At 72.8% G+C, this 22,337-nt stretch carries 22 protein-coding genes; 11 read left to right on the plus strand and 11 right to left on the minus strand.

The window, feature by feature from the left end; genetic code table 11:
• Window positions 1-22: 22 nt before the first annotated feature.
• From ACY1JF_RS18475 to ACY1JF_RS18490, 4 genes are all read right to left on the minus strand, one after another.
• Complete coding sequence (locus ACY1JF_RS18475; protein ID WP_462706244.1) at window positions 23-367, minus strand: PIN-like domain-containing protein; 345 nt, start codon at window positions 365-367, stop codon at window positions 23-25.
• A gap of 31 nt (window positions 368-398) precedes the next feature.
• Window positions 399-1,055, minus strand: a complete 657-nt coding sequence (locus ACY1JF_RS18480; protein ID WP_462706245.1) for a DUF433 domain-containing protein — start codon at window positions 1,053-1,055, stop codon at window positions 399-401.
• Window positions 1,056-1,226: 171 nt separating this feature from the next.
• Entirely contained in the window at window positions 1,227-2,705 is a 1,479-nt protein-coding gene (locus ACY1JF_RS18485) for a sensor histidine kinase (protein ID WP_462706292.1), read from the minus strand.
• Window positions 2,706-2,719: 14 nt separating this feature from the next.
• On the minus strand, window positions 2,720-3,415 hold the full coding sequence (locus ACY1JF_RS18490) for a response regulator transcription factor (protein ID WP_462706246.1): 696 nt from the start codon (window positions 3,413-3,415) through the stop codon (window positions 2,720-2,722).
• 193 nt (window positions 3,416-3,608) lie between these two features.
• Here ACY1JF_RS18490 and ACY1JF_RS18495 point away from each other — a divergent pair, with 193 nt between their 5' ends.
• The 7 genes from ACY1JF_RS18495 (at window position 3,609) to ACY1JF_RS18525 (ending at window position 9,834) form a co-directional block, all read left to right on the plus strand.
• On the plus strand, window positions 3,609-4,892 hold the full coding sequence (locus tag ACY1JF_RS18495) for a ferredoxin reductase family protein (RefSeq protein WP_462706293.1): 1,284 nt from the start codon (window positions 3,609-3,611) through the stop codon (window positions 4,890-4,892).
• Between the two features lie 28 nt (window positions 4,893-4,920).
• Entirely contained in the window at window positions 4,921-5,340 is a 420-nt protein-coding gene (locus ACY1JF_RS18500; RefSeq protein ID WP_462706247.1) for an FMN-binding protein, read from the plus strand.
• 22 nt (window positions 5,341-5,362) lie between these two features.
• The gene (locus tag ACY1JF_RS18505) at window positions 5,363-6,079 is read left to right on the plus strand and encodes an FAD:protein FMN transferase (protein ID WP_462706248.1); all 717 of its coding nucleotides are present in this window, start codon (window positions 5,363-5,365) and stop codon (window positions 6,077-6,079) included.
• 205 nt (window positions 6,080-6,284) lie between these two features.
• A complete protein-coding gene (locus ACY1JF_RS18510) occupies window positions 6,285-7,418 on the plus strand; it encodes an ABC transporter ATP-binding protein (protein ID WP_462706249.1) in 1,134 nt (377 codons plus the stop codon).
• Window positions 7,415-8,095, plus strand: coding sequence for an ABC transporter permease (locus ACY1JF_RS18515; RefSeq protein ID WP_462706250.1), 681 nt, complete (start codon window positions 7,415-7,417; stop codon window positions 8,093-8,095). The genes ACY1JF_RS18510 and ACY1JF_RS18515 overlap by 4 nt, the downstream gene beginning before the upstream one ends.
• Window positions 8,092-8,757 (plus strand): ABC transporter permease, encoded by a 666-nt coding sequence (locus ACY1JF_RS18520; protein ID WP_462706251.1) that lies wholly within the window; start codon window positions 8,092-8,094, stop codon window positions 8,755-8,757. The genes ACY1JF_RS18515 and ACY1JF_RS18520 overlap by 4 nt, the downstream gene beginning before the upstream one ends.
• 117 nt (window positions 8,758-8,874) lie before the next feature.
• The gene (locus ACY1JF_RS18525; RefSeq protein WP_462706252.1) at window positions 8,875-9,834 is read left to right on the plus strand and encodes an ABC transporter substrate-binding protein; all 960 of its coding nucleotides are present in this window, start codon (window positions 8,875-8,877) and stop codon (window positions 9,832-9,834) included.
• Window positions 9,835-9,840: 6 nt separating this feature from the next.
• Here the strand turns inward: ACY1JF_RS18525 and ACY1JF_RS18530 are convergent, their stop codons facing one another.
• From ACY1JF_RS18530 to ACY1JF_RS18560, 7 genes are all read right to left on the minus strand, one after another.
• Window positions 9,841-10,425, minus strand: coding sequence for a GTP-binding protein (locus tag ACY1JF_RS18530; RefSeq protein ID WP_462706253.1), 585 nt, complete (start codon window positions 10,423-10,425; stop codon window positions 9,841-9,843).
• The gene (locus tag ACY1JF_RS18535) at window positions 10,412-10,771 is read right to left on the minus strand and encodes a DUF742 domain-containing protein (RefSeq protein WP_462706254.1); all 360 of its coding nucleotides are present in this window, start codon (window positions 10,769-10,771) and stop codon (window positions 10,412-10,414) included. Before ACY1JF_RS18535 ends, ACY1JF_RS18530 begins: the two co-directional genes overlap by 14 nt.
• 1 nt (window position 10,772) lies before the next feature.
• A complete protein-coding gene (locus ACY1JF_RS18540) occupies window positions 10,773-11,192 on the minus strand; it encodes a roadblock/LC7 domain-containing protein (RefSeq protein WP_462706255.1) in 420 nt (139 codons plus the stop codon).
• Window positions 11,189-13,678 (minus strand): sensor histidine kinase, encoded by a 2,490-nt coding sequence (locus ACY1JF_RS18545; RefSeq protein ID WP_462706256.1) that lies wholly within the window; start codon window positions 13,676-13,678, stop codon window positions 11,189-11,191. The genes ACY1JF_RS18540 and ACY1JF_RS18545 overlap by 4 nt, the downstream gene beginning before the upstream one ends.
• 210 nt (window positions 13,679-13,888) lie before the next feature.
• Window positions 13,889-14,896: a substrate-binding domain-containing protein gene (locus tag ACY1JF_RS18550; protein ID WP_462706257.1), complete on the minus strand. Its 1,008-nt coding sequence runs from the start codon at window positions 14,894-14,896 to the stop codon at window positions 13,889-13,891.
• Window positions 14,897-15,355: 459 nt separating this feature from the next.
• Window positions 15,356-15,808 (minus strand): DUF6114 domain-containing protein, encoded by a 453-nt coding sequence (locus tag ACY1JF_RS18555; protein ID WP_462706258.1) that lies wholly within the window; start codon window positions 15,806-15,808, stop codon window positions 15,356-15,358.
• Window positions 15,808-16,464: a DUF6230 family protein gene (locus ACY1JF_RS18560; RefSeq protein ID WP_462706259.1), complete on the minus strand. Its 657-nt coding sequence runs from the start codon at window positions 16,462-16,464 to the stop codon at window positions 15,808-15,810. The genes ACY1JF_RS18555 and ACY1JF_RS18560 overlap by 1 nt, the downstream gene beginning before the upstream one ends.
• Before the next feature lie 752 nt (window positions 16,465-17,216).
• Here ACY1JF_RS18560 and ACY1JF_RS18565 point away from each other — a divergent pair.
• The 4 genes from ACY1JF_RS18565 to cyc2 all read left to right on the plus strand — a co-directional run bounded on the left by ACY1JF_RS18565 (window position 17,217) and on the right by cyc2 (window position 22,313).
• The gene (locus ACY1JF_RS18565) at window positions 17,217-17,891 is read left to right on the plus strand and encodes a Tat pathway signal sequence domain protein (protein ID WP_462706260.1); all 675 of its coding nucleotides are present in this window, start codon (window positions 17,217-17,219) and stop codon (window positions 17,889-17,891) included.
• Between the two features lie 188 nt (window positions 17,892-18,079).
• Window positions 18,080-18,727, plus strand: a complete 648-nt coding sequence (locus tag ACY1JF_RS18570) for a ScbR family autoregulator-binding transcription factor (protein WP_462706261.1) — start codon at window positions 18,080-18,082, stop codon at window positions 18,725-18,727.
• Window positions 18,728-18,749: 22 nt separating this feature from the next.
• Window positions 18,750-19,973, plus strand: coding sequence for a damage-control phosphatase ARMT1 family protein (locus ACY1JF_RS18575; RefSeq protein WP_462706262.1), 1,224 nt, complete (start codon window positions 18,750-18,752; stop codon window positions 19,971-19,973).
• 177 nt (window positions 19,974-20,150) lie between these two features.
• On the plus strand, window positions 20,151-22,313 hold the full coding sequence (cyc2, locus tag ACY1JF_RS18580; protein ID WP_462706263.1) for a germacradienol/geosmin synthase Cyc2: 2,163 nt from the start codon (window positions 20,151-20,153) through the stop codon (window positions 22,311-22,313).
• Window positions 22,314-22,337 lie beyond the last annotated feature (24 nt).

Consider the following 22,337-nt stretch of genomic DNA (forward strand, 5'->3'; position numbering starts at 1 on the left):
GCGTGTCGTTCCGGTGGGGCGGTCACGGCCAGGTGCGGTCGATGCGGTCGGCACGTACGGCGTAGGCCGCCGGGCCGGCCTTCGCGACGGCTTCGCACATCCGATCACGGTGCGCGTGCAGCCGCTCGACCATCTCCAGGCTGCGGAGCTGCTGGTTGTCGAGGTAGAAGAGCACGGCGGCGAAGTCGTACACAGGCTGGATCTCTTTGTCGCGGGTCTTGATGCGGCCGTCCTTGCTGAGAGGGACCCAGCCCTGGCCGAGCCCGTGCCTGATCCAGACATCGTCGGCGATGTCCTGTGCGTCGAGCGGGTACACATCGCTGATGCGGTGGACGTGCCAGCCGCGCCCCCGCAGTTCCTCGGCCACACGGCGTCCGAGGTTTCGGTCGAGGAAGAATTCAGGCGGCAAGGCGCACCACGGCGCGGCACAGCGCGTCCACCTGGTCCGGCTCCATCTCGTACTCGTAGGCGATGTCCTCGACCGATTCCCCCGCCTCCCACAGGTCCGTCAGCGCCTTCACCGGTACCCGGTTGGCCTCGACGACCGGCAGACCGTGTCCGAACCGCGGATCGATGACAACAGGCGCCGTCTCCCCGTACTGCCGCAGCCGCAGGCTGCACGGGAATTCGTCACCCGCTTCCCAGGACAGGTAGCGCAAGTACTCCTCGACGACCTCGCGGATGGGTGCCTGCCCGTCCCGGGCGCGACGCAGGTCGCCCAGGCCGTGTTCGACGAAGATGTCCACCCCGTCGGTCGCGATCCGCTGGGACACCAGACCGTACGGCGTGCCGAAGGCGGCCCGCACGGCCTCGGCCGCTTCGCGGATCTCCCTCATCCGCAGTCCCAGCCCGCGCAGTGACCGCAGGACATACGCCTCCGCCACCGCGACGAAAGGCACGGACGGCTGTCCGGGACGCACCGGCTCGACTCGGTGCACCAGAGGGGCCCCCGCTGCTTCGCCCTTGAGCCAGCCGTGCAGCGTCGACTGCGGGATCTGCAGGTACGAGGACGTCTCCGACGGCGTGAGGAGCCCGTCCTCGAATCGGTCGATCACAGCCGCCCTCCTCCGTCCTGGTCCGGAACACCGCATGCTCCCACACTCAGGTTGCCATCCTGGACCGGACCGCACACGCCGCGTCCCGGCATCGGCCCGTCGGCCACAGACGGTTCAGCAGCGTGGCCACGGCCACCCGGGCCGGCCGACGCCGGGAGCGCGCCGAGCCCGTCAGCGGGCCGTGAGGTCCACGTCGGCCGTCTTGGCGTCGGTCATGTCCGCGCCCGCCACGGGCAGCGTCACCGTGAACACCGTGTGGCCCGGGGCGCTGCTCAGCTCCACCCCGCCCCCGTGGGCGACGACCAGCGACCGCACCACCGCCAGGCCCAGCCCACTGCCGCCGCGGTCGCGGGTGCGGGCCTTGTCGACGCGGTAGAAGCGGTCGAAGACCCGTGCCCGGTCGGCGGGCGGGATGCCCGGTCCCGTGTCGGCCACCTCCACCCGTGCGGTGTCCGCGTCGCGCACCACCCGCAGCGACACCTCCGTGCCGGGCGGGGTGTGCACGGCCGCGTTGGTGAGGAGGTTGTCCAGGACCTGGCGGATGCGCCCCGGGGCGAGGCGCAGCCGTACCGGCTCCGCGGGCGCCGTCACCGTCAGCTCACGCCCCGGGTGCGAGGCGCGGAACGCGTCGGCGGCCTGCCGGGCCAGGTCGGCCAGGTCGGTGTCGGCCATCCGCAGCGGGGTCTCCACCTCGGCCGCGTCCAGGCGGGCGAGGAGCAGCAGGTCGTCCAGGAGCACGCCCATCCGGGCCGCCTCGGCGCGCAGCCGGGCCAGGTGCTTCTCCCGTTCGGCGGGTTCGTTGGCCGCCGCGTACTGGAAGAGGTCGGCGTAGCCCCGTACCGACATCAGCGGGGTGCGCAGTTCGTGCGAGGCGTCGGCGACGAACCGGCGCAGGCGGCGCTCCGCCTCGGCGCGTACCGCGAGGGAGTCGTCGATGTGCTCCAGCATCGCGTTGAACGCGGTGCGCAGCTCCGCCACCTCGCGCCCGCCGTCCCGTCCGGAGTCCCGCAGCGGCAGCCGGGCCGCCGACTCGGTCAGGTCGTGCGAGGCGATGCCGTGCGCGGTGCGCGCCATGTCGCTCAGCGGCTGCAGCCCGCGCCGCAGCATCCGCCGCCCGAACACCACCAGCGCCAGCAGCGCGAGGCCGAAGGCGACGACCTGCACGGCGATCAGATGGTCCATGGTGTTCTGGACGTCGTCCAGCGGCGCGGCGCTGACCAGCACCACCCCGGGCTCCACCTCGCAGGCCCGCATCAGGTAGAAGCCCCGCCCGTCGATCAGGACGGTGCGGGTGACGTCCTGGCCGGAACCGGCCATCTCCTCGGCCAGCGCGGTCAGCGCACCCGGGTCCGAGGGCACCTCGGCGGGTCTGCGCAGGTCGGCCGAGGAGCCGGAGACGTCGTAGACGGCCGTGTACCAGCCGTAGTACGGCTTGCGCTGCACCGTGCCGTGCTCGGCCGCGTCCTTGGTCTGCACCACCTGCGCCAGCTTCATCTGGTCGACGAGCCGCGCCTCCAGGTAGTCCCGCATGTACGTGGTCAGCGCCGTGCCGACCACGGCGAACGCCAGCAGCGACAGCGCGCCCAGGCCCAGGGCGAGACGGGTGCCGAGCCGCGAGCCGTGGTAGGCCCGCCACAGCCGCCGTACCAGCCGGGCCGGCCGTATCACGGGGCCGCCCGGCGCAGCGCGTACCCGAAGCCGCGCACCGTGTGGATCAGCGGACCGCCGCCGCCCGCCTCGTCCAGCTTGCGGCGCAGCCGGCTGATGACCAGCTCGACGACGTTGGACCGGCCGCCGAAGCCGTACTCCCACACGTGGTCCAGGATCTGCGCCTTGGTCAGCACGGTCGGGGACTTGCGCATCAGGTAGCGCAGCACCTCGTACTCGGTGGGGGTCAGGGACAGCGGGGTCTCGCCGCGCCGCACCTGGCGGGTGTCCTCGTCCATCGTCAGGTCGGCCACGCTCAGCACCGAGCGCTGGAAACCGGGTCCGGCGCTGCGCCGCAGCACGGTGCGCAGCCGGGCCATCAGCTCCTCCACCGCGAACGGCTTGACCAGGTAGTCGTCACCGCCCCGGGTCAGCCCCGCCACCCGGTCGGCGACCTGGTCGCGGGCGGTGAGGAAGACCACCGGCACCTGGGTCCCCGAGCGGCGCAGCCGGTCCAGGACGCCGAAGCCGTCGATGCCCGGCAGCATCAGGTCGAGCACCACGACGTCCGGGCGGAACGCGGCGGCGGTGCGCAGCGCCTCCTCGCCGGAGCCCGCGGTGACCGCCTCCCAGCCCTCGTACCGGGCGACCGTGGCGACCAGGTCGGCGATGGGCGGGTCGTCGTCCACGACGAGGAGTCGTACTTTTTCCACCCGCCCATACTGCGTCACCCGAACCGCACAGCCGAGTCCCAGGTCATCGGCGTACCGGAATCGATAACCAGTCGAAAGCCGTCCGACAGGAAAACGACAGGGCGCGCGGGTCAAGCTCAGGGGCGTGACCACTGCCCCACGCGCTCCCCATGTCGTCCAGCCGCCCCCCGCACCGGCGCTCCGCCCCCGGGTGGTGGCCCGCACCGGCCTGTACGCGTTCCTCGCCGCCAACGCGGCCGTCGTCGCCGTCCTCTTCGTCCAGGGCGGCTTCGCCTCCAACGCGCTGATCGTGCTGGGCCGCCTGGCCGGGCTCTACGGCGCCCTGTTCATGGCGTTCCAGCTGCTGCTGGTGGCCCGGCTGCCCTGGCTGGACCGCCGCATCGGCATGGACCGGCTGACCTCCTGGCACCGCTGGACCGGCTTCGGCGTGCTGTGGACGCTGCTCGCCCATGTCGTGTTCATCACCTTCGGGTACGGCCAGGGGTCCGGGATGGACCCGCTGAACCAGCTCGTCGACCTCGCCGAGACCGTCGAGGGCGTGCTGCGGGCGGTGGTCGCCTTCGCGCTGCTGATCGTGATCGGCGGCGCCTCGGCCCGTGCCGCGCGGCGCCGGATGGCGTACGAGACCTGGCACTTCCTGCACCTGTACACGTACGTCGCGGTGGTGCTGGCCTTCACCCACCAGGTCGCCGTCGGGACCAGCTTCGCGACCTCGTCGTGGGGGACGGCGTACTGGTACGTCCTGTGGGGCGCCGCGCTGGGCGCGGTGTTCGCCGGGCGGCTCGCGCTGCCGCTGTGGCGCAACTGGCGGCACCGGCTGCGCGTCACGGCCGTCGTACCGGAGAACGACCAGGTCGTGTCCGTGTACGTCACCGGACGGGACCTGGACCGGCTGCCCGCGCGGGCGGGGCAGTTCTTCCTGTGGCGGTTCCTCACCCGGGACCGCTGGTGGCAGGCCAACCCCTTCTCGCTGTCCGCCGCGCCCGACGGCCGCACCCTGCGGCTCACCGTCAAGACGGCCGGCGACGGGACGGCCGCGCTACGGCACCTCGAGCCCGGCACCCGGGTCTTCGCCGAGGGCCCCTACGGCGCCTTCACCGCGCTGCACCGCACCCGGCCGGACGCCGTGCTCATCGCGGGCGGCGTCGGCGTCACGCCGATCCGGGCGCTGCTTGAGGAGCTGGACGGCCACGCCGTCGTCGTCTACCGGGTCACCGCCGACCGGGACGCGGTCCTGTACGACGAACTGCGCGACTTCGCCGCCGCCAAGGGCGCCGAACTGCACCTGGTGACCGGGCCGCCGGTACCCGACCGGCTGGCCCCGGCCGAACTGGCCCGGCTGGTCCCCGACCTCACCGGCCGCGACGTCTTCCTGTGCGGACCGCCGCCCATGATGAACGCCGTCCTGGGCAGCCTGCGCGAACTGGGCGTGCCCGGGCCGCAGATCCACTTCGAGCGCTTCAGCCTGGCCGGCTGAGGCGGCGACGAGAGACGAGAGCATCGCCGTGAAACGAGCCATTCCCGTCCTGGTCCTCAGCGTCGCGGGGCTGATCCCCGTGTGGCGGTACGCGCCGTCCACCGAGACGACGACCACGACGACGACCACGACCACCGAGGCCGCTCCCGCCCCGACGCCCACGGTGTCCTCCTCGGGCGGCAGCGCCGAGCGGACCGTCACCGGTTCGACCGTGAACACCGAGAAGGGGCCCGTCCAGGTCCAGGTGACCTTCGAGGGCGAGCGGATCACCGCCGTCACCATGCTCCAGCAGCCGAACCACCCGCAGACCACGGCCGCCGTGCCGCAGCTCGTCGAGGAGACCCTCCAGGCGCAGAGCGCCGACATCGACACCGTCTCCGGCGCCACCGTCACCAGCGACGGCTACAAGGAGTCCCTCCAGGCCGCCCTCGACGCGAGCGGCACCTGAGGTGCGGCGCGTCGAGCACGTCATGGGGTTCCCGGTCTCCCTGCGGGTGGACGACGAGGACGTCCCCGAGCGGGCCGTCGACGCCGTCTTCGCCTGGCTGCGCGAGGTCGACGCCCGGTTCAGCCCCTTCCGGGCCGACAGCGAGGTGTGCCGGCTGGACCGGGGCGAGTCGTTCCGGACGAGCGACGACCTGCGCGAGGTGCTCGCGCTGTGCGAGGAGTACCGGGCGGCCACCGGCGGCGCGTTCGACGCCCGGCTGCCGGGGCGGGGGCTCGACCCCTGCGCGGTGGTCAAGGGCTGGTCGGTGCAGCGGGCGGCCGGACTGCTGACGGCGGCCGGGGCACGCCGCTTCTGCCTCAACGCCGGCGGTGACGTGGTCGCCGCCGGCGGCCCCTGGCGGGTGGGGATACGGCACCCCGAGCATGCCGACCGGCTGTGCGCGGTGCTCGGCGTCACCGACGCGGCGGTCGCCACCTCCGCCCGCTACGAGCGCGGCGACCACATCCTCGACGGGCGTACCGGGGCACCGGCGACCGGCCTGCTCAGCCTGACGGTGGTGGCCCCGACCCTCACCGAGGCCGACCCGGTCGCCACCGCCGCCTTCGCCCTGGGCCCCGAGGGCGTCGGCTGGGCCGCGGCGCGGGCGGGCTGCGAGGTGTTCGCGGTGGACGCGGAGCGCCGGGTCCTGCGCTCGCCGGGGCTGCCGGTGGCGGAACCGGACCGGCGGGCGGTGGCGTGACGGGCCGGGAGCCGGGCGGCCGGGAGCGGCGCGGGGCGACGGGCGGGAGGGCGGCGGCGTAACGGCCCGCGGGCCTGGGCAGGTGAGCGGGGCGGGCGCGTCTAGACTCACCCGGCAGCCGCGCCCGCGACTGCCCGTACGACCTCTGGCCAATACTTCCCGCACTTCCCGGAATGTCCGCCCCACCCGAAGGGTATTCGGCGCTTTGATACGGATGGAATCAGTCACCAAGCGGTACCCGGACGGCACGGTGGCGGTGGACCGGCTGTCGCTGGAGATACCCGACCGCTCGATCACGGTCCTGGTCGGTCCCTCGGGCTGCGGCAAGACCACGACCCTGCGGATGATCAACAGGATGGTCGAGCCCAGCGAGGGCACCGTCCTCCTCGACGGCGAGGACGTCACCCGGCAGCCCGTCACCACCCTGCGCCGCTCCATGGGGTACGTCATCCAGAACGCCGGCCTCTTCCAGCACCGGACGATCGTCGACAACATCGCCACCGTGCCCCGCCTGCTCGGCTGGAGCAAGCGCAAGGCCCGCGACCGGGCGGCGGAGCTGATGGAGCGGGTCGGCCTCGACCCCTCCCTCGCCGAGCGCTACCCGTACCAGCTCTCCGGCGGCCAGCAGCAGCGCGTCGGCGTGGCCCGGGCGCTCGCGGCCGACCCGCCGGTGCTGCTGATGGACGAGCCGTTCTCCGCCGTCGACCCCGTGGTCCGCAAGGGCCTCCAGGACGAACTCCTGCGCATCCAGGAGGAACTGGGCAAGACCATCGTCTTCGTCACCCACGACATCGACGAGGCCGTCAGACTCGGCACGATGGTCGCGGTGCTGCGCGAGGGCGGTCGCCTCGCCCAGTACGCGCCCCCGGCCGAACTGCTCTCCGACCCCGCCGACGCCTTCGTCGAGGACTTCCTCGGCGCCGACCGGGGCGTGCGGCGGCTGTCCTTCTTCCCCTCCGCCGGCCTGGAGCTGACGACCGTCCCGGTGGTGCCGGTGGACGCCACCGCCAAGCGGCTCGGCGCCGCCGCGAAGTCCCCGTACGTGCTGGTCACCGACGTCGACGGCCGCCCGCTCGGCTGGAGCGAGCCGCGCGGCCTCACCCCGGGCGACATCGACCCGGCGCGACTGCTGCCGTACGGGCGGCCGTTCACGCCCGGCACCGACTCGCTGCGCGCCGCCCTGGACTGCGCGGTGCTGTCACCGACCGGCTGGGCCGTCGCCGTGGACGCCGACGGCAAGGTCACCGGCGTCGTCTCGCAGACGGCCATCGGCGACGCCGTCCGCGCCGCGCACGCGGGACACGCCGCGACCGCCACCGCCACCGGAGCCGCGTCGTGAACGGCTTCTTCGACATCCCCAGCGACCTCCAGAACACCTGGCCCGGGCTGATCGGCCTGCATCTGCGCGAGGCCCTGCTGCCGGTCCTGGCGGGACTGGTCCTCGCCCTGCCGCTGGCCCAGCTCTGCGTCCGCTTCCGCTGGCTGTACCCGCCGGTGCTCGGCGTGACGACGGTCCTCTACGCCATCCCGTCCCTGGCCTTCTTCGTCGTCCTCATCGACTACACCGGCCAGACCGAGCTGACCGTGATGATCCCGCTGGCCGTCTACAGCCTGGTCGTCCTGGTCCCGGCCATCGTCGACGGCGTCCGCTCGGTCCCGCGGGAGACCCTGGCCGCCGCGACGGCGATGGGCTTCGGACCCGTACGGCGCTACGCGCGGGTGCAGTTGCCGATCGCCGTACCCGCGATCGTGGCGGGCCTGCGGGTCGCCGTCGTCTCCAGCATCTCGCTGGTCAGCGTCGGCGCCCTCATCGGCAACCAGGGCGCCCTCGGCAACCTGCTGGCCGCCGCGCAGAAGTACGACCGGCCCGAACTGGCCGCCAACTCCGTCATCACCACGGCCCTGCTGGCGATCGCCTGCGACGCGGCCCTGGTCGGACTGCGCGCCCTGCTGACCCCGTGGATGCCGCGCGGCACCCGCACCCGCACCCGGCGCCCGGTGGCGGTGGCCGAGTGAACGTCCTGGAGTTCGTCAACGCCTTCTTCAGCGACAGCGCCCACTGGCACGGCTACGACGGCATCCCCGAGCGCCTGCTGGAACACGTCCAGTACTCGCTGCTGGCCCTCGGCCTCGCCGCCCTGATCGGCCTGCCGGTCGGCCTGGTCACCGGGCACACCGGGCGCGGCGGCAACGCGCTCGCCCTCGTCGCCACCGCCGCCCGCGCGCTGCCCAGCTTCGGACTGCTGGTGCTGATCGTCATCACGATGGGCTTCGGACTGCTGCCGGTGATGATCCCGCTGGTCGTCCTCGCCGTCCCGCCGATCCTGGTCACCACCTACGAGGCGGTCCGCTCCGTGGACCCCGCCCCGGTGGACGCCGCCCGCGGCCTGGGCATGCGCGAGTCCCGCGTCCTGCTCCAGGTCGAACTGCCGGTCGCCCTGCCGCTGATCCTCAGCGGACTGCGCTCGGCGGCCATCCAGATCGTCTCGACGGCCACCATCGCCGCGTACGTCAGTCTGGGCGGCCTCGGCCGGTACATCGTCGACGGGCTCTACCAGCGCGACTACGAGAAGGTGGTGGGCGGGGCCACGCTGGTGGCCGCCCTGGCCCTGGTCACGCTGGCCCTGTTCTGGGCGGCCGGCCGGCTGGCGGTGTCACCGGGGGTCCGCGGGCGCTGAGCCGCCGGAGGCCGCCGCCGGGCTCCTGGCCGGGGCGGTGTCCGGCTCCCGGAGCGTCAGGAAACCGTAATCAGAACGCTCTTGACTGACCGAGAAGCGGCGGGATGGGATCGGTGAATGACTTCCACGGCACGAAGCAGCAGGTCCAGGACGAGGCACACCGGTGCGGCGGCCGTCGCGCTCACGGCCGCGGCGGCGCTGCTCGCGGGCTGTTCCTCCGGCGGCGACGGCGGCGACAACCCCCTGGACGGGGAGAAGGCGAAGGCCGGCACGGTGGTCGTCGGCTCCAACAACTTCGCCGAGAGCACCCTGCTCGCCGACATCTACGGCGAGGCGCTCGAGGCCAAGGGCATCGAGGTCACCTACAAGCACAACATCGGCAGCCGCGAGACGACCTACGGACTGATGAAGAACGGTTCCGTCACCGTCCTGCCCGAGTACAACGGCTCGCTGCTCGCCTACCTCGACGCCGACGCCGAGCAGACCTCCGCCGAGGCGGTGAACACGGCGGCCAAGGCCGCGCTCGACAAGAGCCTGACGCTGCTGGAGTCCTCGCCCGCCGAGGACAAGGACTCGGTGAGCGTCAACGCCGCGACGGCGAAGAAGTACCAGCTCACCTCGGACTCGACGCTCGCCGACCTGAAGGACGTCGCCCCGGAGCTGGTGATCGGCGGCTCGCCCGAGTTCCAGACCCGGCGGCAGGGGCTGAAGGGCCTGGAGTCGCAGTACGGGCTGAAGTTCAAGTCGTTCAAGGCACTGGACGCGGGCGGTCCGCTGACCCAGGCGGCGCTGACCGAGAACACCGTCCAGGCCGCGGACATCTTCACCACGGACCCGACCATCGTGAAGGAGGAGTTCGTCGTCCTGAAGGACCCGGACAACTTCTTCGGCTTCGCCAACGTCACCCCGCTGGTCAACAAGGAGGGGCTCTCCGAGGAGGGCGTCACCGCCCTGAACGCGGTCTCCGCCGCGCTGGACACCGAGACGCTCCTCGACCTCGACGCCCAGGTGCAGCTGGAGAAGAAGGACCCGCTGGACGTGGCCAGGAGCTGGCTGGCGTCGGTGAACCTGGACTGACCCCGGTCAGCCGCCCGCCGCGGCGATCAGCTCGTCGACCAGGGCGATCAGCACGTCCCGTGAGGAGGTCCGCTCGCGTGCGTCGCACAGCAGCACCCGGACGTGGTCCGGCAGCGCCAGCGCGTCGCGGATCTCCTCCGGCGGATACGGGTGCTCCCCGTGGAAGCCGTTGACCCCGACGACGAACGGGATGCCCCGCCGCTCGAAGAAGTCGATGGCCGCGAAACTCGACTCGGGTCTGCGCACGTCGAGCAGCACGACCGCGCCCAGGGCACCGATCGCCAGGTCGTTCCACATGAACCAGAACCGCTGCTGCCCCGGCGTACCGAACAGGTACAGCACCAGGTCGTCGCCGACGGTGATCCGGCCGAAGTCCAGCGCCACCGTGGTGGACCGTTTCTCCTCGATGCCGGCGAGGTCGTCGACGCCGAGGCCCGTCATGGTGAGCGGTTCCTCGGTGCGCAGCGGGGCGATCTCGCTGACCGACCCGACCATGGTGGTCTTGCCGACGCCGAAGCCGCCGGCGATGAGGATCTTCACCGCGTCGGGGGCGGCGGGTGCCGCCGCCCCGGTGTGGTCAGAGCCGGCCAAGACCTTCCCTCACTTTCCTCAGCACTTCCAGGTCGGCGGTGGTGTGCGACACCGCGTGCGGCGCCCGCGCGGTGATCCGGCCGTCCTCCAGCAGGTCGCAGAGGAGGATGACCACCACGCTCACCGGCAGGTCGAGCAGGGCCGCCAGCTCCGCCACGGCGACGGGCTCGGCGCACAGCCGCAGGATGCGGGCGTGCTCCGGCTGGCCCCGCGCCGCCCGCTCGGGCGGCGGGTGCACCGCGGTCACCGTCGTGATGAGGGTGAAGTCGGCGCGGCTGGGCCGGGTCCGCCCGCCGGTCAGGGCGAACGGCCGGACGAGCCGGCCCTCCGCGTCGCCTTCCCTCATGTCACTCGCCGGCGGCCGTGCCGGACCGGGGGGCCGCGCTGAGGTGCTCGCCGATCCTCTTCACCAGCATGTTCATCTGGTACGCCACCACACCGACGTCCGCGTTCGGACCGGTGAGCACCACGAGGTGGGCGCCGGGACCGGCGGAGGTGAGGATCAGGTAGCTGTTGGCCATCTCGATCAGCGCCTGGCGGACCGGGCCGCCCCGGAAGTCCATGCTGACGCCCTTGCTGAGGCTCATCAGGCCCGAGGCGGTCGCCGCGAGCCGTTCCGCGTCGTCGCGCGGGAAACCGGTGGACTTGCTGACGACCAGCCCGTCCTCGGAGAGCACGACGGCCTGGTTGACGTCGGCGACCCGCTCCACGAGTCCGGTGAGCAACTGGTCCAGCTGGGTGTGGGTGGCGGGCGTGGGGCGTGTCATGGCGTGTCCTTCGTGAGCGGGCGGCGGGCGGAACCCGGGAGGCGGCCGTCCCGCTCCTCGGGCTCCTCGTCACGCGCCTGGAGCGTGCCGCGCTGGAAACCGGCGAGGGAGGCGGCGGCGCGCTCGGCGGTGAAGTCGGGGTAGCTGTCGTCGTCCCCGGGCGCCGTGGCGGTCCCGCCGGGGGAGCCGGGCGGCTCCTCGCGCAACTCGGCGGCGAGGCTCGTCTGGGGGACGCGGCGGGGGAGGGGGGAGGGGACGCCGTTCGCCGGGCGGGGGGCGGCGGGGGCCTGGGGCTGTGCGGGGGACGGTGCGTCGGTGGGGGCGGGGGTGGGTGCGGACGCGGACGCGGACGCGGGTGAGGGCGCCGGGGATGTCGTGGTGCCGGCCGGAGTGGTCGGCGCGTCGGGAGAGGCGGGCGAGGCGGAAGTGGCAGGAGTGACAGAAGTGGCAGGAGTGGCGGGAGTGGCAGGAGTGGCAGGAGTGGCGGGAGCGACCGAAGAGGCGGGAGCGGCCGACGTGTCGGGAGTGGCGGGCAGTTCCCGCACCACTATCTCGTGCGGCAGGAGCACGATCGCCGTGGTGCCGCCGAACGGCGAGGGGCGCAGGGTGACCGTGATGCCGTGCCGGTGGGCGAGCCGGGCGACGACGAACATGCCGAGCCGCAGGTCGCCGGCGAGGGCCACCACGTCGAACTGCGGCTCCACCGACAGCTGCTCGTTGAACGAGACGTAGTCCTCCTCGGACAGCCCCAGCCCCCGGTCCTCGATCTCGACGGCCAGCCCCTTGGCCACCATCGACGCCCGCACCCCGACCGGAGCGGGCGCCGGCGAGTACGCGGTGGCGTTGTCGATCAGCTCGGCCAGCAGGTGGATCACGTCGGCGACCGCGGGCGGCGCCAGGTACACCTCCTCGCCGCCCCCCTCGACGTACTCGGTGGACACCTCCACCCGCTGGTACTCGGCGACCTCGCCGACCGCGCCGCGCAGGATGTCGATCAGCGCGACCGGCTCCCGCCAGCTGCGCCGCGGCTGCTCGCCGCTGATGATGACCAGGTTCTCCTCGTAGCGGCGCAGCTGGCTGGCCACCGAGTCCAGTTCGTAGAGCCCCTTGAGGACCTCGGGGTCGGTGTGGCGGCGCTCCAGCGCGTCGAGCTTGCCGAGCTGCATGTTGACCAGGTTCTGGCTCTGCCGGGCGATGCCGAGGATCACCTTCTGGAAACCCCGCCGGGTGTCGGCGAGTTCCACGGCGGTGTGCACGGCGGTGCGCTGCGCGGCGTTGAACGCCTGGGCGACCTGGCCGAGTTCGTCGCGCCCGTAGTCCAGCGGCGGGGTCGCCGACTCCACGTCGACCGTCTCGCCCCGCTCCAGCCGGGCCACCACGTCGGGCAGCCGCTCCTCGGCCAGGCTCAGGGTGGCCCGCCGCAGACCGGTGAGCCGCCGGGACAGCGAGCGGGTGATCCGCCAGGACACCACCACGCACAGCAGCAGGGCGAGCAGCCCGCCCGCGCTCAGCCAGCCCACCGTGAGCAGCAGCCCGCGCGCCTCCTCCGCGCTGCGGTCGAGCAGTTCCGTCGTCTGCCCCCGGACCAGCGCCGCGTACCGCAGGGAGACCTCGTCGAAGGCGGCGGTCCACCGGTCGCGCGCGTCCGGCAGCGGGATCGTGTCCTGACCGCCCGCGGAACGCGCCGCGAGCACCTGGTCCTCGACCGACTCCACGGTCCTCCACGCGTCGCTGGCGAGGATGCTCTCCACCTGCGTCTTCGCCGCGCCGCGCAGCGAGGACATGATCTGGTCCCGGACCAGCCAGCGACGGGTGTGCACGGCCTGGGAGAACGCGGCCCACTCCGCCTCGTCGAGCCGTCCGGAGGGCCAGGCCAGGGTGAGGAGGGCGTCCTCCCGGGAAGTCAGTTCCGCCGCGTGTTCCAGCGCGATCAGCGGGCCGGCCCGTGAGGTGAGGTCGCCGTCGTTGACCTGGGACAGTTCCTGGAAGGCGTGTATCTGCTCGTCGATGATCGAGGAGTACTGGTCGAGTGCCTGTTCGGGGGAGATGTCGGTGGGCTCGTCGACCTGGTCGCGGTAGTACTCCAGGCTGCCGAGCGAGCCGAGTACCGCGTACAGCCGCTCCGAGACCCGGGCGGGGGCCTGCCGGATGGTGTCGGTCTGCGCGACCAGCTCGGCCACCGCCGCGTCCGTCTCCTCGCGCCGCGCCTCCAGTTCCGCCCGGGAGCCGCCGGGGGTGGCCAGCCAGGCCGCCGAGACGCCGCGTTCGCGCTGGAGGGCGAGGGCGGCCTCGGTGCCCATCGCCCCGGTGGCCTGGCTCAGCCGGGTCTGCGACCGCAGCTCCAGTCCCTCGGAGAGCATCCGGTTCGTCGTCACGCCCCACATCACGGCCAGGGTGGCGCTCGGGACGAGTGCCAGGAGGATGAGGGAGAGGCGTATGGAGCCGAGGTGGCCGAGGCGGCGCGGGGCACCGGTCCGTGCAGACATCGTCGTCCTAGGCGATCGGGGAGGAGGGGCGGCGGGGAGCGGACGCGAGGGGCAGGGGGCACCGGTTCACGGGGCGGACCACGGGGCGGTTCACGCGGTGGTAGACGGGCTGGACCACGCGGGGGTCGGCGGGCTGGACCACGCGGGGGCCAGCGGGACGGGCCACGCGGGGGCGGGCGGGGCGGACCACGTGGTGGTCGGCGGGGCGGTTCACCGGGTGCCGTTCGCGGCGAAGCGCCCGACCGAGTCCGCGTTGGCCTTGGTGACGAACGCGGGCCCGGTGAGCACGGGCTCGGCGCCGCCGCCGCTGACGTTGCCGTTGGTGCGGTACAGCCAGAGCGCGTCCACCGCGAGATAGCCCTGGAGGTAGGGCTGCTGGTCGACCGCGAACTGCACGTCCCCGCGCTTGACGGCGGCGACCAGGTCCTTGTCGAGGTCGAAGGTGGCGACCCGGGCCCGGCTGCCCGCGTCCTTGACCGCCCTGACGGCGGTGAGCGCGTACCGCGCGCCGTTCATGACGACCTCGTCGATGCGGGTGTCCTGCCGCAGCCGGGCGGCGACGGCGTCCCGTACCGCCTCCATGTCCGTGCCCTCGACGTAGAGCATCTCGGTCAGGCCGTCGAAGGTCTTCTTCACCCCGGCGCAGCGGGCCTCCAGCGCGACGTTGCCCCGCTCGTGGATGACGCACAGGGTGTGTTCGGCCTCAAGAGCGTCGAGCTTGTCGCCGACGGACCGGCCGGCCACGCCCTCGTCCTGTCCGAAGTACGACAGCAGGCCCGCGGAGCGCCAGGCGTCCATTCCGGAGTTGAGCCCCACGACGGGTATGCCCGCCTTCCGCGCCTCGGCGACCGGTCCCTTCATCGCCCCCGGCTTGGCCAGGGTCACGGCGATGCCGTCGACCCGGTCGCCGATCGCGTCCCGGACCAGTTCGGCCTGGCCCGCCGTGTCGGCGTCGCCGGCGTACGTCAGGTCGATGCCGTCCTTGGCCGCGGCCGCCTCGGCGCCCTTGCGCACCAGGTCCCAGAAGGCGTCACCCTCGTCGCCGTGGGTGACCAGGGCGATCCTCGTCCGGTCGCCGCCCGGCCCGGCGCCGTGCGAGGTGGCCTCGCCGTCCGCGCCGGTGCCCGCGCAGCCGGCCGAGAGCAGGCAGACCGCGGCCATCAGGGCGGCGAGGCGCGACCGCGCGGACGGGGCGAACGGCGGGGGAGAAGTGTTCATGGGGGTGCGGCACCTCGCTGAGCGGCCGAGCAGGAGGAACAGGGCGAGGAGCCACCGTCGTAGGACGACCTGTGCGCCAACTGGGTGAGTCTCGCTGGGCCGGAGCCAATCGCGTGTGACCACCGGTAGTCAAGTGACCAACGATCCGCCGGGGTCCGTCACTACCGCATCGTGACCATTCGCCCGCCGCCGGCCCGCCGCCCGATCGCCTCCCCAGCACCGTCCGCGAGCCGCCCGCGAACCGTCTGCGGGTCGTCCGCGAGCCCCCGCCCGGCGTCCGCGAGCCGCCCGCCCGGCGGCCGACGGGCGACTGGGCGGGCTCCGTAGGCCGCGACGGCGCGGGATCCCGTCGGCGAGGAGCGCCTCGGGATCCCGTCGCCACACGCCGGCTCAGGCCGTCCCACCGGCCCCCGCCGCACACCGGCCCCCGCCGCACACCGGCCCCCGCCGCACACCGGCTCAGGCCGTCTCGCCGGCCCCCCGTTCGAAGGGGCGTGGGACGGACTCGGACCGGACGGCCCGCTTCCGGCGGCGTCGGCGGCGCGGTTCCTGGTCCGGCAGCCAGCCGAAGGCGAGACAGCTCCCGACGACTCCGAGCAGCAGTCCGATGACGAATCCGCCGAGGTTCGAGGTGAGCCACGTGCCCAGGGAGACCAGGACGCCGACGATCGAGTAGAAGAGGCGCTGGGCCGGGTTGACGAGGAGCAGCAGCCCGCACAGCAGCATCACCGTCGGGAGCAGGTAGCCCGCCACGCCCTGCGGGCCGATGTGCAGCACGACCTTCAGCGACGCCTTCATGGTGAACCACACCTCCGCCCCGCCCAGCAGGAGCAGCAGCCCGCCCCAGAAGGGACGCCGGGACCGCCAGTGGCGGAAGGCGGCCCGTGCTCCCGTACGCCGGTCGTCCGTCATCAGCAGCCCGACTCGCTGAACCGCAGCTTCAGGCCGGGCAGCTTGAACACGGCGGCGGTGGTGGCGTAGTTGGTCTGGCGCAGTTTGTCGATGTGCACGGTGTCGGCCTGCTGGCTGAACACGCCGATCGGACCGCGGCCCTTGGACCCGGCCTTGTCCAGGGTGCTGGCGTCGTTGCCGATCTCGATGTTGTTGAACGAGGCGTCGCCCGACAGGAACGTGGAGTCGGTGGTCAGGTCGCTCGCGGACACCCGGGTGCCGCTGTCGCCCGCCGTGATCAGCAGGTTGGTACCGCCCAGGTCGACGCTCTGGCACAGCTTGGTGAGCTTCGCGTCCTTGATCACGGAGGTGACGACCAGCACATCACCGCCGGTGTCCCCGGCGTTCGGACTGCCCTCGGCCATGTGGTCGAGACCGCCGAACTGGGCGAAGCCGGTGCCGTCCAGCTCCGTGGCGGTGACGGTGAAGGGCATGCCGGAGATGGCGAACTGCACCCCCAGCGCGCCCTGGGCGGTGAGGACGGCCAGCGTGGCGGTGACCGCGGCGGCCGGCACCGCCATCACCGCGGCCCGGCGCAACCGGACCCGGCCGCGTCTCGGGCCCGGACTGTCGGGGGTCTGGTCGGCGGTCGGGGTGGGTTCCGAGGACGGGGCCATGTCTGCTCCAGAGGCATAGTCGATGCGGATCGGGCTGAGACGGCACGTTGTCCTGGCGCGGACAGCGGCTGGTGCGGTGCCCTCCGCCCAACTCCCGGCGGCCGCGCGGATTTCCGGGTTACGCACCAGTAACCGAGGGGGAAGTTACCGGTGGTTACGCCCGGCGGTCAAGCACGTTGTGGGTAAAGAGTGGGGGTTGTGTGCCCGTCGGCGCCGCCGGCCCCCGCCGGCTCCGGCCGAACCGTCTTCCGGTACGTCGACTCGTGCGCGATGTATTGACGTCGGCCGCCCGTCGGTTCTAGAACTTCCCCTGTTTCCCGGATCCGTGGCGCCGGATCCGTTTCCGCGGCACCCGTCCGCGTTCCCGGACAGCCCGGCCCATCGCGAGGCACCGCCCCACGCCCCGCCGTGCCGCCGCGGCTGCTCTCGTACGAGCGGCCCGCCCCGCCCCGCCCCGTGGCGCGGCGCGGTCGCCCGCCTCTCGGTCCGTCACGTACGGAGAAGGCGTCACGGACCGATGACGGCGGCGGGACGTTCCACGCGCGTCCCGTCGCCCCGCGCCACCCCACGCACCGGTGCGCACGCCGGCACACGTACGGGCACACGTACGGGCACACGCACGGGTGCGTGCTTTCGCGGACGGTACCGGCACGACGTACCACGTACGACGCACGACGCGTTCCGCACCGCCGCACCACCGCACCTCCACATCCAGGGCACGACCTCCCCCGAACCGGAGAAGAGGTACCCGCATGCGTACACGCACCCTCCTGGCCCTCACCGCGGCCGTCGCCGCGCTGTCCGTTCCCACGGCCTTCACCGCCGTCGCCGCCGACACCACCGGGGCGGCCGCGGCTTCCGTGCTCACCACCGGTTCCGTCGGCGGCACGGCCGTCGCGGTGGGGGAGGCCCTCACCGCCCCGCTGGAGAGCGGCAGCAACGCCACCTTCTACTCCAGCGCCACCGGCACGTCCGGTCTCTCCTGCACGTCCTCGCAGTTCGCGGCCACCGTCACCGGCAACCCGACCGCGCCCGGTACGGCCACCGAGTCGGTCACCGCGCACACCTTCGACGCCGCCAGTTGCAGCACCAACGTCACCGGTGTGCTCGGCGTCAACCAGATCAGCCTCGGCAACCTGCCCTACACCGCCACCGTGGCCTCCGACGGCACGCTCACCGTGGCCCCGCCGAGCGGCTCCACCGTCAGAGCGACGGTCGCCCTGCGCACCCTGCTGGGCACCGTCAACTGCGTCTACGAGGCGCCCTCCCTGTCCGGTACGGCGAGCAACGACGACAACGGCATCCACTTCACCGACCAGCACTTCACCAAGGTCTCCGGTTCGGCGCTCTGCTTCGCCAACGGCTACTTCACGGCCGACTACGCCCCGGTGACGACGTCCGGCGGCGGGACGGTCTTCGTCAACTGACCCTCCCGTCCGAGCACGGTCACGCGGCACGCGCGCGTGCGGTCCGGCCGGCGCCGGGACCCGTCCCCGGAGGCGCCGGCCGGCCCGCGACCTCGTCAAACGGGCTGATGGCAGGGTGAGTTATTGTCTGCTGCGGGTCAGAACACACGGCATGACCCGTTCGGTTCCAGCCCAGGAGTGTCCATCCGATGGCGAGGCAGTTACGCGCCGAGCAGACCCGCGCGACGATCATCGCGGCCGCCGCCGACCTGTTCGACCGTCAGGGCTACGAGTCGACCAGCCTGAGCGACATCGTGCAGCACGCGCGCGTGACCAAGGGCGCGCTGTACTTCCACTTCGCGGCCAAGGACGACCTCGCCCAGGCCATCATGGAGTTGCAGTCCAGGACTTCGCGCCGGATGGCCCGGGAGATGGACGGCCGGGGCTACTCCTCCCTGGAAGCCCTGATGCGGCTCACCTTCGGCGTCACCCGGCTCTCCGTCGAGGGCCCGGTGCTACGGGCCGGGCTGCGGCTCGCCACCGCGGGCGTGCCGGTACGCCCGCCGCTGCGTCACCCCTTCACCGAGTGGCTGGAACTGGCCTCCACCCGGCTGGTCGGCGCGGTCGAGGAGTCCGACATCCATCCGGACATCGATGTCGAAGCCGTCGCCCACAGCTTCGTCTGCTCCTTCGTCGGCACCCGTGTCGTGGGCCGCACCCTGGAACCCGTCGCACGCCAGCCCCGCCGGGTCGCCGAGATGTGGCGGCTGCTGATCCGGGCGCTGGTGCCGGTGACCCGCCGTCCCCACTACGCCCGTCTCGCGGTGCGCCTGGAGCGGGAGCCGAGCCCCTTGTGACCGCCGCGCTACCGTGAGCCGCATGCCCGAGACCCCGTCGCCGCCCGATCCGCGGTCCGCCCCGCCGCCCGTCCTGCTCGCCGACGAACCCGGTTCCTTCCCGCACTCCGTGCTGGCCGAACGGCACCCGGCGATCATCCGGCAGGTGCGGGAGAACCTCCCCTACGGCCCCGACCGCCGCCGCGCGCTCGACGCCCTGCTGGACGACTGCCTGCGCGGCGGCATCGAACCCCCGGACGCCGGCACCGGCGCCGACGACCACGACCGGTGGGCGGCCTGGGGGCTGGGCGAGTACACCGGGCGCTCCTGGTTCCAGGTGCCGTGGCTGTGGTCGGAGAGCTACTTCTACCGCCGGCTCCTCGACGCGACCGGCTGGTTCGGCCCCGGTCCCTGGCGCGGCATCGACCCCTTCCGCCCGGTCAAGCTCGCCGAACTGGACGCCCCGGAGACGGCCGCTGAACTGGCCGCGCTCGACGGTCTCACCGGGCTTTCGGCGCAACGGCGGGCGGACGCCCTGCTGCACGGCTCCCTCTGGGGCAACCGCGCCGACCTGGGCTTCCGCCTCTCCGCCCCGGCGGCCGGAACCGGAGCCGACGTCCCGCCCCTGGTCGCCGACGACAGCGCACGCCTGTGGGCACTGCTGCCGCCCTCCGCCTGCGGCGCGGGCGGTACGGGCACCCTGTGCCTGGTCGCCGACAACGCCGGCCGCGAACTCGTCCCCGACCTGCTCCTCATCGACCACCTCCTCACCCACGGACACGTCACGCGCGCGGTGCTGCACGTGAAGCCGTACCCGTACTACGTCTCCGACGCCACGCCCGCAGACGTGCTGGACGCGGTACGGCGGCTGACCGGAGCGGAGGGCGCCGCCGCCGGGTGCGGGCGCCGGCTGTGGTCCGCCCTGGCCGACGGCCGTCTCACCGTCCGCGCCCACCCCTTCTCCTGCGCCCCGCTGCCCTATTCCGACATGCCGGACGACCTGCGCGCCGAATTCGCCGCCGCGACGCTCACCGTGTTCAAGGGCGACCTGAACTACCGGCGGCTGGTCGGCGACCGGCGGTGGCCGCCGGCCACGCCGTTCGCCGACGTCACCGCCTACTTCCCCGGCCCGGTGGCCGCGCTGCGCACCCTGAAGTCCGACGTGGTCACCGGTCTGGCCCCCGCCACGGAGGCCGCGCTCGTCGCCGCCGAGCAGCAGCGGTGGCGCACGAGCGGCACGCACGCGCTGATCCAGGTACGGGGCTGAGCCGGGACCGGAACCGGAGCCGATTCCAGAACCGGCTCTGGAGTCGGAACCGGCTCCGGAGCCGTAGGCGGAGCGAACGAAGCGGCCGGAGTTCCGCGATCCGCCCTCATTCACGCGATGGTGTGATCATGTCCTGGTCCGAGGATGCCCCAGGAGGGCCCTGGGTAGGGCCCGGCCATGACGCAGCAGCCCTTCGAACTCCCGCACTTCTACCTGCCGCATCCCGCGCGGCTGAACCGCCACGTCGACGAGGCGCGCGCCCACTCGACGCGGTGGGCGCGCGACATGGGCATGCTGGAGGGCTCCGGAGTCTGGGAGCAGGCCGATCTGGAAGCCCATGACTACGGCCTGCTCTGCGCCTACACGCACCCCGACTGCGACGGACCGGCCCTCTCCCTGATCACCGACTGGTACGTGTGGGTGTTCTTCTTCGACGACCACTTCCTGGAGAAGTACAAGCGCACCCAGGACCGCGCCGCGGGCAAGGCCCACCTGGACCGGCTCCCGCTGTTCATGCCGCTCGACCTCACCGCCGGGGTCCCCGAGCCGGAGAACCCGGTCGAGGCCGGCCTCATCGACCTGTGGCGGCGCACGGTGCCGGCGATGTCGGCCGACTGGCGCCGCCGTTTCGCCGTCGCCACCGAGCACCTGCTGAACGAGTCGCTGTGGGAGCTGTCCAACATCAACGAGGGGCGGATCGCCAACCCCGTCGAGTACATCGAGATGCGCCGCAAGGTGGGCGGCGCCCCCTGGTCGGCCGGGCTGGTGGAGTACGCCACCGCCGAGGTGCCGCCCGCGGTCGCCGGGACCAGGCCGCTCAGGGTGCTCATGGAGACCTTCTCCGACGGCGTCCACCTGCGCAACGACCTCTTCTCCTACCAGCGCGAGGTCGAGGACGAGGGCGAGCTGAGCAACGGCGTCCTGGTCCTGGAGACCTTCTTCGGCTGCACCACCCAGGAGGCCGCCGACATCGTCAACGACGTCCTCACCTCCCGGCTGCACCAGTTCGAGCACACCGCGTTCACCGAAGTCCCGGCGGTGGCCCTGGAACAGGGCCTCACCCCGCCCGAGGTCGCCGCCGTGGCCGCCTACGCCAAGGGACTCCAGGACTGGCAGTCCGGCGGCCACGAGTGGCACATGCGCTCCAGCCGCTACATGAACGAGAACGCCCGGGCCACCACCGCCCCCTGGCACTCCCCGACCGGCCCCGGCACCTCCGCCGCCGACGTCGCCGCCCTGCTCGCCGCCGCCGGAGCCGAGCGCATGCGGCCCCATACGCACGTGCCGTTCCAGCGGGTCGGCCCGTCCCTGATCCCCGACATCCACATGCCGTTCCCGCTCGCGCTCAGCCCCGCCCTGGACGGTTCCCGGCGCCATCTGTCCGAATGGGCGCTACGGATGGGCATGCTCAGCGAGGGCGTGTGGGACGAGGACAAGCTGCTGAGCTGCGACCTGCCCCTGTGCGCCGCGGGCCTCGACCCGGACGCCACCCAGGACCAGCTCGACCTGGCCTCCGGCTGGCTGGCCTTCGGCACCTACGGCGACGACTACTACCCGCTGGTCTACGGGCACCGCCGCGACCTGGCCGCCGCCCGGCTGACCACGGCCCGCCTGTCGGCGTGCATGCCGCTGGACGGCGAACCGGTCCCGCCCCCCGCCAACGCCATGGAGCGCTCGCTGATCGACCTGTGGGCCCGCACCACGGCCGGCATGACCCCGCGGCAGCGGCGCCCCCTCAGGGAGGCCATCGACAAGATGACCGCCGCCTGGGTGTGGGAGCTGACCAACCAGATCCACCACCGCGTCCCCGACCCGGTGGACTACCTGGAGATGCGGCGCGACACCTTCGGCTCCGACCTCACGCTCGGCCTGTGCCGGGCCGGCCACGGGCCCGCCGTACCGCCGGAGGTCTACCGCAGCGGCCCGGTCCGCTCCCTGGAGAACGCGGCGATGGACTACGCCTGCCTGCTCAACGACATCTTCTCGTACCAGAAGGAGATCGAGTACGAGGGCGAGATGCACAACGCCATCCTGGTCGTGCAGAACTTCTTCGGCATCGACTACCCGACCGCGCTCCACGTCGTCCACGACCTGATGACCCAGCGCATGCACCAGTTCGAGCACGTGGTCGCGCACGAACTGCCCATCGTCTACGACGACTTCCAGCTCTCCGAAGAGGCACGCGAGATCATGCGCGGCTATGTGAGCGACCTGCAGAACTGGATGGCGGGCATCCTCAACTGGCACCGGCACGTCCCCCGTTACAAGGCCGAGTACCTGGCCGGACGGAGCCACCTCTTCCTCCCGGACCGGGCACCGGCGGTGCCCGTGCCCCACTGATCCACATCTTTTCGTGCAGAACGG

It is taken from the genome of Streptomyces sp. SYSU D01066-1 (assembly GCF_054956795.1).

Excerpts from the sequence above, each read along its gene's own strand:
- ACY1JF_RS18505 (WP_462706248.1), top strand. The coding sequence starts at position 5,363 with ATGGGGTTCCCGGTCTCCCTGCGGGTGGACGACGAGGACGTCCCCGAG.
- ACY1JF_RS18525 (WP_462706252.1), top strand. The coding sequence starts at position 8,875 with ATGACTTCCACGGCACGAAGCAGCAGGTCCAGGACGAGGCACACCGGT.
- ACY1JF_RS18535 (WP_462706254.1), bottom strand. The coding sequence starts at position 10,771 with ATGAGGGAAGGCGACGCGGAGGGCCGGCTCGTCCGGCCGTTCGCCCTG.
- ACY1JF_RS18540 (WP_462706255.1), bottom strand. The coding sequence starts at position 11,192 with ATGACACGCCCCACGCCCGCCACCCACACCCAGCTGGACCAGTTGCTC.
- ACY1JF_RS18545 (WP_462706256.1), bottom strand. The coding sequence starts at position 13,678 with ATGTCTGCACGGACCGGTGCCCCGCGCCGCCTCGGCCACCTCGGCTCC.
- ACY1JF_RS18550 (WP_462706257.1), bottom strand. The coding sequence starts at position 14,896 with ATGAACACTTCTCCCCCGCCGTTCGCCCCGTCCGCGCGGTCGCGCCTC.
- ACY1JF_RS18555 (WP_462706258.1), bottom strand. The coding sequence starts at position 15,808 with ATGACGGACGACCGGCGTACGGGAGCACGGGCCGCCTTCCGCCACTGG.
- ACY1JF_RS18560 (WP_462706259.1), bottom strand. The coding sequence starts at position 16,464 with ATGGCCCCGTCCTCGGAACCCACCCCGACCGCCGACCAGACCCCCGAC.
- ACY1JF_RS18565 (WP_462706260.1), top strand. The coding sequence starts at position 17,217 with ATGCGTACACGCACCCTCCTGGCCCTCACCGCGGCCGTCGCCGCGCTG.
- ACY1JF_RS18570 (WP_462706261.1), top strand. The coding sequence starts at position 18,080 with ATGGCGAGGCAGTTACGCGCCGAGCAGACCCGCGCGACGATCATCGCG.
- ACY1JF_RS18575 (WP_462706262.1), top strand. The coding sequence starts at position 18,750 with ATGCCCGAGACCCCGTCGCCGCCCGATCCGCGGTCCGCCCCGCCGCCC.
- cyc2 (WP_462706263.1), top strand. The coding sequence starts at position 20,151 with ATGACGCAGCAGCCCTTCGAACTCCCGCACTTCTACCTGCCGCATCCC.